The organism is Actinomadura harenae, from assembly GCF_003696215.1.
Classification (GTDB): Bacteria; Actinomycetota; Actinomycetes; order Streptosporangiales; family Streptosporangiaceae; genus Spirillospora; species Spirillospora harenae.
Genome location: NZ_RFFG01000148.1, coordinates 1 through 15,703, shown reverse-complemented (window position 1 = coordinate 15,703; position 15,703 = coordinate 1). Strand labels below are relative to the sequence as shown.

At 74.0% G+C, this 15,703-nt stretch carries 15 protein-coding genes; 4 read left to right on the top strand and 11 right to left on the bottom strand.

What is annotated here, in order from left to right; all coding sequences use genetic code 11:
* Positions 1-72: 72 nt before the first annotated feature.
* The 4 genes from EBO15_RS39480 to EBO15_RS39465 all read right to left on the bottom strand — a co-directional run bounded on the left by EBO15_RS39480 (position 73) and on the right by EBO15_RS39465 (position 3,477).
* On the bottom strand, positions 73-1,041 hold the full coding sequence (locus EBO15_RS39480) for a bifunctional helix-turn-helix transcriptional regulator/GNAT family N-acetyltransferase (protein WP_122199586.1): 969 nt from the start codon (positions 1,039-1,041) through the stop codon (positions 73-75).
* 147 nt (positions 1,042-1,188) lie between these two features.
* Entirely contained in the window at positions 1,189-1,515 is a 327-nt protein-coding gene (locus EBO15_RS39475) for a DUF3817 domain-containing protein (protein WP_122199585.1), read from the bottom strand.
* A 93-nt stretch (positions 1,516-1,608) separates the two neighbouring features.
* Positions 1,609-1,974: a hypothetical protein gene (locus EBO15_RS44745; protein ID WP_122199584.1), complete on the bottom strand. Its 366-nt coding sequence runs from the start codon at positions 1,972-1,974 to the stop codon at positions 1,609-1,611.
* A 159-nt stretch (positions 1,975-2,133) separates the two neighbouring features.
* Positions 2,134-3,477 (bottom strand): citrate/2-methylcitrate synthase, encoded by a 1,344-nt coding sequence (locus EBO15_RS39465; protein ID WP_122199583.1) that lies wholly within the window; start codon positions 3,475-3,477, stop codon positions 2,134-2,136.
* A gap of 73 nt (positions 3,478-3,550) precedes the next feature.
* On the opposite strand from EBO15_RS39465, the gene EBO15_RS39460 reads away from it, so the two are divergent.
* The 4 genes from EBO15_RS39460 to EBO15_RS39445 all read left to right on the top strand — a co-directional run bounded on the left by EBO15_RS39460 (position 3,551) and on the right by EBO15_RS39445 (position 9,620).
* Complete coding sequence (locus EBO15_RS39460; RefSeq protein ID WP_122199582.1) at positions 3,551-4,783, top strand: LeuA family protein; 1,233 nt, start codon at positions 3,551-3,553, stop codon at positions 4,781-4,783.
* 82 nt (positions 4,784-4,865) lie between these two features.
* Positions 4,866-6,311, top strand: coding sequence for an SWIM zinc finger family protein (locus tag EBO15_RS39455; RefSeq protein ID WP_122199581.1), 1,446 nt, complete (start codon positions 4,866-4,868; stop codon positions 6,309-6,311).
* On the top strand, positions 6,308-9,001 hold the full coding sequence (locus EBO15_RS44740; protein ID WP_158628485.1) for a DUF7824 domain-containing protein: 2,694 nt from the start codon (positions 6,308-6,310) through the stop codon (positions 8,999-9,001). The genes EBO15_RS39455 and EBO15_RS44740 overlap by 4 nt, the downstream gene beginning before the upstream one ends.
* A 67-nt stretch (positions 9,002-9,068) precedes the next feature.
* Positions 9,069-9,620 carry a methylated-DNA--[protein]-cysteine S-methyltransferase gene (locus tag EBO15_RS39445; protein ID WP_122199580.1) on the top strand — a complete coding sequence of 184 codons (552 nt, stop codon included), beginning with the start codon at positions 9,069-9,071 and terminating at the stop codon, positions 9,618-9,620.
* A gap of 35 nt (positions 9,621-9,655) precedes the next feature.
* Here the strand turns inward: EBO15_RS39445 and EBO15_RS39440 are convergent, their stop codons facing one another.
* The 7 genes from EBO15_RS39440 to EBO15_RS39420 all read right to left on the bottom strand — a co-directional run.
* Positions 9,656-10,555: an oxidoreductase gene (locus EBO15_RS39440; protein ID WP_122199579.1), complete on the bottom strand. Its 900-nt coding sequence runs from the start codon at positions 10,553-10,555 to the stop codon at positions 9,656-9,658.
* A 129-nt stretch (positions 10,556-10,684) separates the two neighbouring features.
* Complete coding sequence (locus tag EBO15_RS39435; protein WP_122199578.1) at positions 10,685-11,176, bottom strand: glutathione peroxidase; 492 nt, start codon at positions 11,174-11,176, stop codon at positions 10,685-10,687.
* A 180-nt stretch (positions 11,177-11,356) separates the two neighbouring features.
* Complete coding sequence (locus EBO15_RS44735) at positions 11,357-11,515, bottom strand: hypothetical protein (protein WP_158628484.1); 159 nt, start codon at positions 11,513-11,515, stop codon at positions 11,357-11,359.
* Between the two features lie 383 nt (positions 11,516-11,898).
* Positions 11,899-12,054, bottom strand: a complete 156-nt coding sequence (locus EBO15_RS44730) for a hypothetical protein (protein WP_199745113.1) — start codon at positions 12,052-12,054, stop codon at positions 11,899-11,901.
* Positions 12,055-12,209: 155 nt separating this feature from the next.
* Entirely contained in the window at positions 12,210-12,500 is a 291-nt protein-coding gene (locus EBO15_RS39430) for a hypothetical protein (RefSeq protein ID WP_122199577.1), read from the bottom strand.
* Between the two features lie 120 nt (positions 12,501-12,620).
* Positions 12,621-13,673 (bottom strand): LCP family protein, encoded by a 1,053-nt coding sequence (locus tag EBO15_RS39425; RefSeq protein WP_233616778.1) that lies wholly within the window; start codon positions 13,671-13,673, stop codon positions 12,621-12,623.
* Positions 13,674-13,919: 246 nt separating this feature from the next.
* Positions 13,920-15,703 (bottom strand): AAA family ATPase (locus tag EBO15_RS39420; RefSeq protein WP_122199575.1); only part of this gene is annotated, 1,784 nt, incomplete at its 5' end.

The following is a 15,703-nucleotide window of genomic DNA, read 5'->3' as shown; positions in this document are numbered from 1 at the left end:
CCGCCGGGCCGGCGGCGACCTTGAGCACCGCCGCCGGCCCGGCCCACCCCCGAACACCGGCGCGGGCGCGGGTCACGTGAGGGCGAGTTCCCAGGTCTCGCCGTGGACGGTGTCGCCGAAGCGTTCGGACGGGTCCTCCTTGTCGACGAGCTCGAAGCCCGCGCGGGCGTAGATGCGGCGGGCGGGCTCCTGGAGGGCGGTCGTCCACAGGGTCAGGCGCTGGTAGCCGCACGCGGCTGCGAAGCGGACGCACTCGTCCACGAGCCTTCCGCCGACGCCCGCGCCGCGCGTGTCCGGTTCGACGATCAGCAGCCTGAGCTGCGCGGTCGTCGCGTCGCGCCGGACGCAGAAGACGCTCCCGACGCGGCGGCCGCCGAGTTCGGCGATCCAGGCGTCCTCGCACTCGGGGTCGTGCCCCTCGACGTACTCGGCGACGACGCGGGCGACGAGCGCCTCGTAGCCGCTGTCCCAGCCGCACTCGGCGGCGTACAGCTCCCCGTTGCGCTGGACGACCCACCCGAGATCACCCGGCCGAAGCGACCGCAGCGTCACCCCGCCGCCGGATCCGGGCCGAGGCGCGGCGCCGGAACCCGGGGCGGGGGCGGGGGCGGGGGCGTCCAGCAGGTCGCGGACGGTGCGCATCGAGTCGAGCAGGCGGTCGCGGTCCTCACCGGGCAGGTGGTCGAGGAGGGTCCGGATCTGCGCGGCGGACCGCTCGTCCAGCAGGGCGAACACCTCGCGGCCGCGGGCGGTCAGGCGGGCGACCTGGCAGCGCGCGTCGCCGGTGGACCGCTCGCGCTCGACCAGGCCGTCGGCCTCGAACCGGGCGAGCATCCGGCTGAGGTACCCGGCGTCCAGGTCGAGGGCGCGGCGCAGCGCGAGCACCTCGGTCTCGGGACGCTGCGCCAGCTCGAAGACCACGCGCGCCTCGGTGAGCGAGTACGGCGTGCGGACGTGGCCGTCCCCCAGCAGGCCGAGGACGCGGGTGTAGAAGCGGTTGAAGTCCCGGACGGCCGCGACGTCGTGGGCGGATGACGGCATGACGGACCCTCTCGCCTTATTACTTGACTCGGTCAAACAATAGGCTGGGAGGGACCCCGCGTCCAGGGGCCGGGCGGCACGTCCCGGGGTGAGAACGGCGAAAGGCCGCTCCGGTCGGAGCGGCCTTCGGCGTCGGACGATCCGCGGCTACGCCTCGGCGGCGACGGCGGTCCCCTCGAGCTCGGCGCGCGCGTCGCGGACGACCCGGCGCTCGATGTAGAAGGCGAGGAACGGCACGAGTCCCGCGGCGACCATGAGGACCATCTTCTGCAGCGGCCAGCCGGCCCGGCGGTAGAGGTCGAAGGCCGTGACCAGGTACACCATGTACAGCAGGCCGTGGATCGGCGAGACGACCGCCGACGCGCCGGGCTGGTCCCCGATGTAGCGCAGCGGCATGGCGACGAAGACCAGGATCAGCAGCATCACGCCGACGAGCAGCGCCATGATCCGGTACCGCTTGATGGCGGCTTCCACGAGTCACACCTCTCTCAGCGCGCCGGGGCGGCGCGTTCTCCACTGACGTTCACGACGGGCCGGAACGCGTCCGCCCGTGCTGTCCGGGGACGGCTAGTCGCGCCGTCCGGACTGCGTGTTGAGCCGGCTCAGGTAGCGGTTGTAGGCGGCGAGCTCGGGGTCCTCGCTCTCCTGCCGCTCGATGATCCGCTGGGTGACCGCCTTCTCGGCGGGCTCCTCGATCACCTTGGGGCCGCGGGGGATGGACTCCTCGCCGGTCACCTCGTCGCGCATCATCTTGACCCACATCACCACGACGAAGATCGCGAAGATCGGCCACTCGAAGGTGTAGCCCCAGCTCCGGTCGTTGCCCCCCTGCGCGCGGTCGAACTGCCACCAGCCGAAGGCCATGAACGCCCCGAACAGCACGATCGCCGTCGTATGCAACCCGATCCAGGCGGGTGTGAAGAACCTGCGCACGTCACGAGCGTACCCCCGCCTCCCGCCGATCCGTGCAGACCCCCGCCGAAGCGCGCCGCCCACGCGCCCCTCCCAAGAACCCCCTGGTGGGCAGCCCGCCACCGGACACCGGGCGGCCTCGGCGGGCCCTCTGGCGTCCGACTCCGGACAGGCGCCGGGTCAGCCGGGGACGGGCGGGCCGACGTAGACGGCGCGGGGGCGGAGGGGGGAGCGGCCCCGGTACTCCTCCAGGGCGTGGGCGAGCCAGCCCGCCGTCCGGGCGACGGCGAACACGGCCTCGCCCGCGCCGGGGACGAGCCCGGCGACGCCGCCCAGCAGGGCCAGCGCGAAGTCGACGTTGGGCGCGGGAAGCCGCCTCCGCCCGGCCTCGGCGAGGACGGCGTCCGCGACGGCGACGCGCGGATGGTCCGGCGCGGCGTCCCGGACGAGGCCGAGCAGGACGGTCGCGCGCCCGTCGCCGGCCTTGTAGACCGCGTGCCCGAACCCGGGGATCCGCTCCCCCGCGCGCAGCCGGTCGCCGATCACCCGCGCGGCCCGCCCCGGCTCCCCGACCTCGGTGAACAGCCGTTCCGCCGCGTAGGACGCGCCGCCGTGCAGCGGGCCGCCCAGCACGCCGAGCCCCGCCGTGGCCACGGCGTACGGGTCCGCCCGCACGGACGCCGCGACGCGCGCGGCCAGCGTCGACGCCGCCAGTTCGTGATCGGCGAGGAGCACCATGGCCGCCTCGAGCGCCCGCAGCGTCCCGGGCGCCGCCGCGTCCGGGCACAGCGCGCGCCACAGCCGCGCGGCGATCGCCTCGGGCGCCTCGTCCGGAGTCCCGCCTGCGCTCTCGGGCGAGGGCGGGCGGTCGTCGGTGGCGCCCAGGACGCCGGTGGCGATCGGCGGGGCGGCCGGGGGCGCGGCGCGGGTGGTGCCGGTCAGGCGGGTGGCGGGCGGGAGGGCGTCGACCATGCCCGCGATCAGGGCGCGGGCCGTGACGAGCACGCCCTCCGGGTCGATGTGGACGCGCGCGGGGTCGGTCACGGCGAGGGCCGTGGTGATCACCTGGAGGCGGTCGAGCGGGAGGATCCCGGACGGCAGGCCGGACTGGGCGGCGCGGGCCGCGCGGAGCCCCTCCTCCGAGGCGTGCCAGCCCTCGCGAGCGGCCGTCCCGTCCCCCGCGCCGGTGGCCAGGGCGGCCTCGTCGCCCGTCCAGAGCCACTCGGCGACGGCCTCGAAATGCCGGTCGGTGGCGAGGGCGAGCGCGTCGCGGCCCCGATAGTAGGGGCGGTCAGGGCCGAGGGCGGTGACGGACGACTCGATGGCCAGCTCGTTCGGGCCGGGCTCGCGGCGCGGCCTGCCCTTGCGGGCGAGCTCCTCGACCTGGCCGGCGTCGAACAGCGAGCGCCGGCCCGCCTCGTCACGGCGTCGGCGCAGGACGCCCCGGCTCACGTAGGCGTACAACGTGGCGGGTTTCACACCGAGGCGTTCGGCGGCCGCCGCCGCGTCGATCCACTCCCCCACCTGGGATCACCCTCCGTCAATGTTGATTATGGTCAATATTGATACATGTGGATTCGACTGTCAATCTGAACGCATGCCTCAGATTCACTTCCTGGACGTCACCAACCGGGACGGCGTCCAGACCGCGCGCACCGGGCTCTCGAAGTTCGGCAAGACGATGGTCAACATGTACCTGGGCCGGCTCGGCGTGGCGCAGTCGGAGATCGGGTTCCCGTTCCTGTTCCACGAGGTCCCCTACGTCCGGGCGCAGCTGGCGCTCGCGGAGGCGGGGGCGTTCGGCGACCTGCGCCTGTCCGGCTGGTGCCGGGGCGTCGCGGCGGACGTCGAGAAGGCCCTGGAGGTCCGGTCGCCGTCCGGCCGGGGCCTGCGGCACATGAACCTGTCGATCTCGACGTCCGACTACATGATCGCGAACAAGTTCCGCGGGAAGCTCGACCGGGCGTCCATCATCCGGGAGGCGCAGGCGGCGGTGCGGGCCGCCAAGGCGGGCGGCGTCGAGACCGTCGGCGTCAACGCCGAGGACGGCTCGCGCACCGACGACGGCTTCCTGCACGAGTTCGCCCTCGCCGCCAAGGAGGCGGGCGCCGACCGGGTCCGCTACTGCGACACGATCGGCGGCGACAGCCCGGGACGGATCCGCGAGCGGTTCGCCAAGCTCGCCGCCGTCATCGAGATGCCCGTCGAGACGCACTGCCACAACGACCTCGGCATGGCCGTCGCGAACTCGGTGTCCGGCGCCCTCGGCGACCTGGAGGCCGGGCAGGACGCGTGGGTCAACACCTGCGTGAACGGCATCGGCGAACGCGCCGGGAACGCCGACCTGCTGTCCACGATCCTGGCCTTCGAGCACGCCTTCGGCGTGGACGCCGAGATCGGCGACGCCCTCGACCTGTCCTGGGCGCGCCGCTTCTCGCTCTGGGCGAGCTACGCGTTCGGCCAGCCGCTCCCCTACAACCAGGTCGGCGTGGGCATCAACGCGTTCGCGCACGAGTCCGGCATCCACGCGGACGGCGCGCTCAAGGACCACGGCAACTACGAGCTGTTCGACGAGAGCGGCCTCGGCCCGTTCCCGGACGACCTGCACGCGCGCAGCGGCCGCGTCGTCCTCACGGGCGAGTACGGCGGACGCGCCGGGTTCCGCCACGTGATGGACGAGCTGGGCGTCGAGCCGTCCGACCCGGAACTGGCGTTCCAGCTCGTCCAGCTGTGCAACGCGATGACGGGGCGCCCGCTCACCGACGACGAGCTGCGCCTCATCGCCGGCCACCCGGCCGAGCTGGCGCTTCTCTTCCCCGGCCACCTCTGATCCGTCCGGCCGCCGCCCCCACCCCCGCCTCGCGCCGGGCCGGGGCGGCGGGAATGTCCGTGCCCGCTCCTATATTCCGGGCATGACCAGCGCACAGGCGTTCCAGTACGTCCAGCCGTCCGCGCTCACGGGCGCGGGACTCGGGTTGTCGACGTCCGGCGGGACCACCGCTTCCGGCGGGCGGACGGACCACCCGCACTTCTTCAGCGGGCTCCTCACCCGGGCGGCGCCGGCCGCGGCCGGGCTGCTCGGGCTCGCCGACGTGGCCCGCACCCGGTACCACCGCCCGCAGCCGACCGGCCTGCGCGACCCGGTCGTCACCTGCAACGGCGACCGGCTCCGGATGGAGTCGTTCTCGGCGTGCGGCGGCGTCTACGCGCGGCTCGACGTCCTCCAGGACGCGCTGGACGGCGAGGTCGTCGACCTCGGCACCACCAACGTGGACGTCAACGGCCCGCTGCGCGAGGCGCTGGCCCGGGTCGGCGGCGACGAGCCGCTGCACCTGGCGGTCGGGACGGGCGAGCTGGTCGTCACCACGCTGGACGGCGCGACCGTCGAGAAGAAGGTGCCGCTCCCGGACCGCTGGCTGCGCGGGTTCGCCGAGGTCCAGGTCATCGCGTCCGGGTTCGACCCGCGGGCCGAGCTGACGGCCGCCGAGGCCGTCCGGTTCCTCCGCGGGCTGCCGAGTGACAGCGGCAACCGCCGGAGCGGTCCCGGCATGCTGTGGGCGGCCCCGGCGGGACGGACGCTTCGGCTGACCCCGCGTCCGGGGCCGGGCGCGGTGTGCCTGGCCGGGACGCACCGCCTCGCGACGCTGCTGCCCCTGCTGCGCTTCGCCCGCGCGCTGCGCGTGTACGGCCCGCCGGTCGCCGCCGGGGCGCCGCCCACGGCGTCCGCGTGGGAGCTGGAACTGCCCGGCATGCGGTACGTGCTGACGCTGTCGCCCGAGACGTCCCGCGGGTTCTCCGGTGAGGGCGCCGTCCTGGGCGACCTGGCCGCCGACGAGACCGCGGCCGACGCCGACCTGGTCGGCGCGCTGCTGGCGTTCGAGCCGCGCCTGGACGCCGACCTCCTCGCGTCCGGGGCGGGCCTGACGCCCGCGCGCACGCACGCGGCGCTCACCCAGCTCGGGACGTCCGGCCGCGTCGGCTACGACCTGGCCGAGGCGGCGCACTTCCACCGCGAGCTGCCGTACGACCCGAAGCGGGTCGCCGCGATGAACCCGCGCCTGCGCGCCGCCCGCGCGCTGGTGGACGCGGGCGCGGTCCGCTTCGAGTCGCCCGACCTGGCGCGGGTCATGACCGACGAGACCCGACTCGTCCGCCTGGACGGCGACCGGGCCACCTGCACCTGTCCCTGGTGGCTGGACAACCGCGGCGGACGCGGCCCCTGCAAGCACGTCCTCGCCGTCCGCATCGCCCGCGACCCCGCCGAAGCGGCCATCGCCTCCGACGTGGACACCGCTCCCGACGTGGACACTGCTTCCGACGTGGACGCGGCCTCCGAAGCGCTCGGGGAGCAGGTGTGAACGCGGATCTGCGAGAGGCGCTCTCGGCGGGGCGCTCCCGTGAGGCCCTGGACCTCATCGGCAAGCTCGGCGCGGCCGAGCGCAGGGCCGTCGGCAAGGAACTTCCGGGGCTGATGCGCGCGCTGCCCGACCAGTCGTGGCACGGACCGTCCGCCGGGCCGATGCGCGACACGTTCTTGCTGGCCGGGCTCGCCACGATAGGCGGCGCGGCGGCCGCGGCAAGCTGGCTGGCACGGACGGAGCTGCTCTGGTGGACGCGCCGCTGGGACGTCCGGCACCCCGACGCGGCCGCGCATCAAGGGCCGACGCCGTTGGACGCGGTCGCGGACCGTCCGGACGAGTGGGTCGCCGACGTCGTGGCCCGGGCCGCCGGGCGGCTGCGCAACCGCTGGCAGCACCAGGCGCTGTGGTTCGCCATCGCCGCGCTCGTGCCGCGCGCGGGTGGGACGCCTCCGACCGGCGACACGTTCGTGCTCGGCTGGACGGAGTGGGCCGCCCACCCGGACAGGCTGGCGGACGACCCGTTCACCGACACGCTGCTCCCCCGGGTGTTCGAGGTGGACGGCGCGGGCCACGAGGGCTGGGCGAAGGGTGTCGCCGAGCTCACGGCGTCCGGGCGGGTGGAGCGGTCGGACGTCCTCAACTGGTGCGTCCGGCGGCTGCTGCGCGGCGGACGCGTCCAGGACCTGCGCTGGTTCTGCCTGCTGCACGACGAGCTGGCCCCGACGCCCGAGGAGTCGGCGGCCCGGCTCCGCGACCTCGTCCGGATGCTGCCCGCCGCGCCGGGCACGGTCGCCGACCTGGCGCTGCGCGAGATCCGGCGCGTGGACGAGGCGTCCCCGATCCCGCTCGCCACGTTCGCGGAGGCCGTGGACGCCGCCGTGTTCCGTCCCGAGAAGCGCCTGGTCAAGTCCGCCCTGGTGTGGACGGGCAAGACGGCGCGGCAGCACGGGCGGCAGGACGCCGCCACCCTGGCCGTCCTGCCCCTGTTCACTTCGGAGGCTCTCGACCTGCGCGAACGCGCGGTGAAGCTCGTCGCGAAGCACGCGGCCGAGACGTCCGCGGAGACGCGTGAGGCCGTCCTCGCCGCGAGCGCCGACCTCCCCGCCGACCTCCGCGCCCTGATCCCCGGCGCCGGCGGGCCCGGCGAGGACGAGGAACCGGGCCTTCCGGCCGACTCGCTTCCTCCCTACTCTCCGCCCGCCCCGGCACCGCCGATCGGCTCGGTCGCCGAGCTGGCCGAGGAGGTGATGCTCTGGCATGGAGGCGGCTGGTCCGGGTTCGAACGCGTCATGACGGGGATCGTCGAGCAGGCGCACCGTGATCCGGAAGGCACGCACAAGGCCCTCGCCGACCTGGCGAAGGCCCAGCCGTGGAACTTCTACCGCGCCTACGGCGAGACCTACGCGGAGCTCAGCGTCACCCCACGTGGGCTCCTCGACCTCGCCGTCCAGAAACTCGCCCCCGGTCCCGAGACCACCGGCGTGCGGGCCCTCGCCGCGGCGATGCGCGTCCGGTTCAAGCAGTTGACGAGACCGTCGCCGGGGTTCTGGGAGGAGCGGCCCGGCACCGTGCCGCTGCCGATCCGGTTCCTGGCCTGGCGCATGCGGGAGGCGGTCGACGGCCTGGGCCGGATCCCGTTCCTGCTGGCCACCCCGACCGAGGCGAACGGCCTCATCGACCCGGCCGTGCTCGTCGACCGCGCCCTGCGCTACGAGGCGGAGGGACGGGAGATCGGCCGCGCCGACCTCGTCCAGGCGCTGCTCCGCACGCCGCGCGCGGTCGACTCCGACACCCTGAAGCGCGCCGCCGGTCTCACGTCCGCGGAGGGCGGGGCGCTGGCCGGGCACCTCGGCGCGGACGGCCCGCCGGACCCCGAGATCACCCTCGCCCAGGTCACCCTCCGGCACGGTCGCGACCCCTGGCACCGCTGGAACCGGGAGAGCGTCCGTCTCCTGGCCGTGTCCAGGCCCGCGGCGCTGAGCCCGGCCCTGGAGGACGCGCGTTCCCTGTTCGCCCTCCCGCAGAGCGAACTCCCGGACGGTCTCCCCACGCACGACTTCTGGTCCGGCTACGAGGTGGTGCCGCGCCTGCTGCCCGCGCACCGCGAACTCGCCGCGGCGCACCTGCTGCCCGTCGTGTCCGGTCTGCCCCAGGTCGACGGTGCCGCCGCGGCCCGCGGGGACGTCGGGGACGCCGTCCTCGCCCTCGCCGAGGCGGACGGGCCCGCCGGGCCGGCGACCGGCGCCGTCCTGGCGTACGCGGCGTCCGACAAGGAGGCGGCGGGGCGCGCCATCGCGGTGGAGGCGCTGCTCGTCCTCGCGTCACGCGGCCTGCTCCCGGCCGCCGACCTGGGACGGGCCGTCGCGACGCTCGTCGAGATGGACGTCGTGAAGCTCAACCGGATCACCGGTGTCCTCGGCGAGGCCGTCCACGCGGGCGCGCACGCCGAGGTCTGGGAGATCGCGAGGGCGGCGCTGCCGCCGCTGCTGACCGCGAACACGGCGAGGACGACGGCGAACGCGCCGAGGGGCCTCACCGATCTGCTGCAACTCGCCGCCCGCTGCGCCGAGCGCGTGGGCGCCCGCGCCGACCTCCCCGGTCTCGCGGAGCTCGCGGCGCGCGGCGGGTCGAGCCGCCTCGTCCGGGAGGCCGTCCGCCTGGAGCGGACCCTGTCCGCGGAGCGGTGAAATGTCGGGGGATCCGCGTACCGTGGTCGAGGCGGATCCCCCTGACCCCCGCGGAGCGTGGAAGAGCATGTCCGAGACCCTGGCGTTCGGTGCGGCCGAGACGGCCCTCGGCCGGTTGCTGGTCGCCGCGACCGAGACCGGCGTCGCCCTGGTGACCTGGCGGGACGCGCCCGGCACCCGCGCCCGCGCACAGGGCCGCCTCGGCCTTCCGGTGGTGGACGACCCGGCGCGGCTGGCCGAGCCGCTGCTCCAGCTCCAGGCGTTCTTCGGCGGCGACCCGCACGCGTTCACCGTCCCCCTCGACTGGCGGCTCACCAACCCGCTCCAGCGGCAGGTGCTCGGAACGCTGTTCGACCGCGTCCCCTGGGGCCGGACGATCACCTACGGCGGCCTCGGCGACCGGTCCGAGGCGGGTGTGAACGCGCAGGCCATCGGTCAGGTGATGGGCTCCAACCCGATCCCGATCATCGTGCCCTGCCACCGCGTCGTGGCGTCCACCGGGATCGGCGGGTACAGCGGCGGCAGCGGCATCGAGGTCAAGCGCTGGCTGCTCACGATGGAGGGCGCGCTCCCCGCGACCCTCGACTGGTCCCTCGACGAGGGCCCCGCCCCCGTCTGACCGTCCCGTCCGGGCGTCCCGTCCGGGCGGTCGGCTCAGTAGGCGACGCCGGTGAGCTTCTCCGAGATCTCCCAGAGGCGCCGCGCGGCGTCGATGCTGTTGGCCTGCGGCGGCGTGACGACCTTCGTCGGCGTGCCCCGGTACTGCAGAAGGCGCGGGCCGTAGCAGGCGCCGGGCGTCACGTCCGGCATGACGGCCGCGTACAGCGACGGCAGCGCGCCCATCGACGCGGACTGGGCGAGAACGGCGTTCCCCACCCCCATGAGGCGTTCCATCAGCGGACGGCCCGCCATGCGCGGCCCCTCGGCCTGGAGGTTGGTGGACGCGTAGCCCGGGTGCGCGGCGACGCTCGTGACGTCCGGGACGCGCCGCGCGAGCTCCCGGGTGAACAGCAGGTTCGCGAGCTTGGACTGCCCGTACGCGACCCACGGATGGTAGGAGCGTTCGCCCTGGAGGTCGTCGAAGCGGATCCGGCCCATCCAGGCGGCGCCACTGGTCACCGTGACGACGCGGGGCGCGGCGGCGGCGCGCAGGGCGGGCAGCATGAGCCCGGTGAGCGCGAAGTGGCCGAGGTGGTTGGTGCCGAACTGCATCTCGAAGCCGTCGGCCGTGGCGCGCTTCGGCAGCGCCATGACACCCGCGTTGTTGACGAGGACGTCGAGCGGCTCGTCCGCCTGACGCCGGGCGAACGCGCGCACCGAGGCGAGGTCGGCCAGGTCGAGCGGGACGAGGGCGAGCTCGGCGTCCGGGACGACCGCGCGGATCAGGTCGAAGGCCGCCTGGCCGCGCTCGGCGCTGCGGCAGGCGAGCGTGACGGCCGCGCCGTGCCGCGCGAGCTGCAGCGCCGTGTGGTAGCCGAGCCCGCTGTTGGCGCCGGTCACGATCGCGCGCCGGCCGCGCAGGCCCGGGATGTCCGCCGCGGTCCAGCCGCCCATGGTGCACCTCCACGCCGTGTCCCCGACGACACCTCAAGCTAGACGTGGCGTCGAATACCGGCAAGGTGACACGCACCACGGGCGACGGACGTTGAACCGAACATGGGATCGGTCGCGGAACGGAACGGGTCAGGCGCCGGGAAGGGCCTTCTCGATGGCGGAGACGACCTCGCCGGCCTCGGGCTCGGTCTGCGGGGAGAAGCGGGCGGCGACCGCGCCGTCCGGTCCGATCAGGAACTTCTCGAAGTTCCAGCGGATGTCGCCGGTGTGGCCCTCGGCGTCGGGGGTGTCGACCAGCCGCCCGTAGAGGGGGTGCCGGTTCTCACCGTTGACCTCGATCTTCTCGGTCATCGGGAAGGTGACCCCGTAGGTGGTGGAGCAGAACTGCTCGATCTCCTCCGCGGTGCCCGGCTCCTGCCCCATGAACTGGTTGCACGGGACGCCGAGAACGGTGAAACCACGCTCGGCGTACCGCTCCTGGAGCCGTTCCAGGCCCGAGTACTGAGGGGTGAGGCCGCACTTGGAGGCGACGTTGACGACAAGGACGGCCTTGCCCCGATACTGCCCGAGGTCCGCGGATCCGCCCCGCAGACCATCGATTTCCACGTCGAAGACAGTCATGAGGTGATCCTAGGACGGACTCCCGCCGCACGTCCGCACCGGTGCGCGCCGGGCGTCCGCGGAGGGGAGACCACCCACACGCGGGAAAGCATCCACGAGGGGAACCCAACGTGGATGGACTCGGCGTGGGCGAACGTCGTGCCCGTCCCGGCCGCGCGCCACGACGGGACGGGCCCGGCGTCAGGTCCCGAGCGCGTTCACGAACGAGGACAGTTGGCTGCCGGCCCGTCCGAGCTCGGTGAACGCGTTGTTGACCACATGAGCAGCAGCGGTCGGTGAGCTGAGGAGGTAGAAGATGACAAACGCGATGGCCACGTAGCGGAAGTTCTTCTTCAACACTTACGCCGTCCCTGGAGTAGCGCAGCGACACACTGACCCGATCCCATTGTGTCCGTCTGCGGCTGGCCGCTTAGCGGGATTTTACTGTGACGAGGCCGTCCGCGCCTGCCCACAGGTGCGCGAGATCCCTTACCCCACCGGCGAAACAGCGTCTCACCTGCGGCTCGGCGACGAAACCGGATGTGGAACGGGGCGGGAGGAGACGGGGTCCCGGCCGTGTCGCCGCCCCCACCTCCATCAAGAAACCCACAGGTCTCCCCAGAACACCTCCGAAGCACGCGAATCCCGCCTGAGCACGAAAAGAGCCCCGCACCCTCAAGGGCACGGGGCCGCGCGGCCGTCCCCACGGGGGACGCCGCCGGACTGACGGCGGAACGAGGCGATTACGGAATGGCGCTGACGAATTGGGAGAACGACTCCGCGGCGGTGCCGAGACCGCCGAGAGCACTGTTCACCAGGTTGGCCGCGCCCTCCGGCCTGCTGACGACGTACCAGACCACGAACGCGATCGCGGCCAGCTTGAGATGCTTCTTGTTCACGGCCCCCACCCTCTGCAACGACGCTACTACTCAGGGTAATGCCCCATGCCGGACGAGGGTGGATCAACGCAACGTAAAGCTCACGTCAGGCCGTATGGCGCGTGACGGGAACGCCCGTACACGGGCCCCGCGCAGGGGGAAGGGAGGACCGAAGGTCAGGAGCCGTCGGCGTGTTTCGTCAAGTAGTCGAGGTAGATCGGGCGCAGCGCCTGGCCGAGGTCGCCCTCGCCGGAGTGCATGGCCTCCTGGAGCAGCGACAGGCTGTGGAGCATGTCGTACTCGGCGCGTCCCTCGTCGCCCAGGGACGCGGCGGCGGCCGGGATCGACCGCAGCAGCTCCCAGAGGAAACGGAGGTCGTGGTGGTCCCGGGCGTACTTCACGGCCCGGTCGTGCAGCTCGACCGTGGAGAGCGAGTCCAGGTCGGCGGCGGCCTTCTCATCGGACATGCGCCGACTCTATCCGCACGTCCCGCGCCGCTCCCGCACACCCCGCTCGCCCGCTCCCGGGGCGGGGAGAGCGGCGCGTCCCGTCCCGGGAGCGGTCTCGGGACGGGACGCGCGGAACGGCTACTTGGTGATGGCGCCCGCGGGGATGGGCTGGTCCTGCTTGAGGGCGCCGAACAGCTGGCCGGCGAGGGTCCTGTTCCAGGTGATGTACGAGCCCGCGGCGGGGCTGCTGCCGGTGCCGCCGATCGGGACGGTCGTCGTGGTGCCCTTGCCGCCGGTCACGCCGCGCATGGCCCACATCATCCGGACGAGGTCGTACAGGTGGTCGCCGTTGTCGACGCGGAAGTTGCTCGTGGCGTTCATCGCGAGCGGGACGCTCGCGAACGGGTTGAGCATGACGCCGGGGCTGGTCGCCTTCTTCATCAGCGCGCCGAAGAACTGCCGCTGGTGCTCGACGCGCTCGAGGTCGGCGCGGGCGAACTTGCGGGTGCGGACGTAGCCGAGGGCGCGCTTGCCGTCCAGGTTCTGGCAGCCGGGCTGCAGGTCGAGGCCCGCCTTGGGGTCCTTGATCGCGTCCTTGACGCAGATGTTCACGCCGCCGATGGCGTCCACGACGCCGACGAACCCGCCGAAGCCGATCTCGGCGTAGTGGTCGATGTGGACGCCGGTCGCCTGCTCGACGGTCTGGACGAGCAGCTTCGGCCCGCCGAAGGCGAACGCGGCGTTCAGCTTGTTCGAGCCGTGCCCGGGGATCGGCAGGTACGAGTCGCGCGGCAGGCTGACCAGGGACGTCCCGCCGGAGCCGTAGTGCAGCAGCATCATCGAGTCGGTGCGGCGGCCCGCGGCGTGCCCGGTGGAGAGGTTCTTCTCGTCCGAGCGGCTCAGGCCCTCGCGGCTGTCGGAGCCGACGATCAGCCAGTTGGTGCCGGGGGTGTCGGCGGGGCGCCCGGGGTAGTCGGCGAGGACGTCCTCGTGCTTCAGCCGCGAGTCCAGGTAGAAGTAGCCGCCGACGATCAGCAGCACCAGGGCGGCGAGGAGCGCGCCCAGCACCTTCGGCCAGCGGCGCCGCCGCCGGCGGCGGGGCGCGTGGTCGTGGTGGCCGTCGGGGGGACCGGGTGCGTACGGATCCCGTGCGTAGGGGTCGTGGCCCCCGGCCGGTGCTCCCTGATGCACGTCGCTCCTCCTGTCTCGCGGCCCGCTGCGGGGCCGTCCCTCGGTCATGGGTGTAGACGTTAGACAACCCGCGCTGTGACGCGCGTCCCACTGGCGCATGATTCGCCGGGGCCGCCAGGTCATCTCAACCAGTGACATGCCCGGAGCATCGGTGATACCTCCGGCGCACCCCACTCGTTCGGTCGGACGACCCCGGAGGGACGCCTTCCCGGCCTTTCGGTCGAGTCACATTACCCATTCTTGGGACTACAGGTAGTGTCCGTGCCGTTCCTCAGCGCTCGCGCGAGCGGGCGGAACGGACGGCAGGTCCTCCGGCCTCAGCAGCGTGACCTCGGCGGACGCGGGCGGTTCGACCCCTCCGGAGGGGTCGCCGGTGATCCGCTGAGCCTGGCGGGCGATCGCGGCGTCCAGCAGGTTTCGGACGAACCTCGCGTTGCCGAACTCCGGGCCCCGGGGCTGGGCCGCGATCCGCCGCCGGACGGCGCCGAGCAGCCCGTCCGCGAGCCGGAACCCGGCGGCCCCGGCCATCGACTCGAAGATCGCGACCAGCTCGTCCTCGGAGTAGTCCGGGAAGCTCAGCACGCGCGGGAACCGGTCGCGCAGCCCCGGGTTGGACGACAGGAACCGCTCCATCGGCTCGGCGTACCCGGCGACGATCACGACCAGGTCGGCGCGGTGCTCCTCCATGAGCCGCAGCAGCTCCGCGACCGCCTCGGGGCCGAAGTCGAGCCGGTCTCCCCCGCCCCCGGCGGCGAGCGTGTACGCCTCGTCCACGAACAGGACGCCGCCGAGGGCCCGCTCGACGGCCGCCCGCACGCGCGGCGCGGTCTGCCCCACGTACTCGGCGACCAGGTCGGCGCGGGTGACCTCGACCAGGTGCCCGGACGACAGCAGCCCGAGCCGCGCGTACACGGCCGCGATCAGGCGCGCGACCGTCGTCTTCGCGGTGCCGGGGTTGCCGGTGAAGACCATGTGGCGCGCGGGCGCGTTCTGCGTCACCCCGGCGTCGCGCCGCATCGGCTCGGCGCGGGCCTCCGCGTCCAGGGCCCTGACCTCGGCCTTCACCGGCTCCAGGCCGACCAGCGCCTCGATCGCGGCGACCGGGTCGCCGGGCCGCGCGTCACGGGCGGGGCCGAGCGCGTCCGGGACGTCGGCGAGGAGGATCTCGTCGAGCGACTCGGTCTCGTCGACGACGCCGTCCGCCAGGACGCGGCGGCCCTGGAGCGCCACCGCCCGGTCGAGCAGGTCGATCATGACCCGGGCGTTGCCGAAGCCGCGGTCGCGCGGCGCCGCCCGGACGAGCCGCCCGATCTTGGCGAGGACGCCGTCGGCCAGCGCGAACCCGGTCTCGGCGGCCCGCCGCGCGAACACCTCGACGAGCTCGTCGTCGGCGAGGTCGGGGAAGCGGACGACGCGCGGGAACGTCGCGGCGAGCTCGGAGTGCGAGCGCAGCAGCCCGTTCAGCTCGGCCTCGGGGCCGGTGAGGACGACGAGCAGGTCGTCCGGGTGGGCCTGGACGGCGGAGAGCAGCACGTCCACGGCCTCGCGCCCGCGCGCGCCCTCGGCGGTCGCGAACACGTGCACGTCCCGCACCAGCAGGACGCCGCCGAGGGCGCGCTCGACGGCGGCGCGGACCTTCGCGGCGGTCTCGCCGGGGAACTCCCCGACCAGGTCGGCGCGGTCGGTCTCGACCAGCGCGCCCGTGGACAGCGTCCCCAGGTCGGCGTACATCCGGCCGAGGACGCGCGCGACGCGGCTCTTGCCGGTGCCGGGGTCGCCCGTGAACACCAGGTGCCGGGGACGGGACGCGACCGGCATCCCCGCCTCGCGCCGCAGCCGCTCCGCGCGCGCCTCGGCGACCAGCGCCTCCACCTCGCGCTTGACCGGCTCGATGCCGACGCAGGAGGCGAGTTCGGCGGCCGGGTCGGCGGGGGCCGTCCCGGCCGCGCCGGAGGGGGTGATCCGGGACGGCAGGTCGGACGGCGCGAGGACGGGCTCGTCGCCGATCTCGCCGTCGCCGGCGAGGCGCG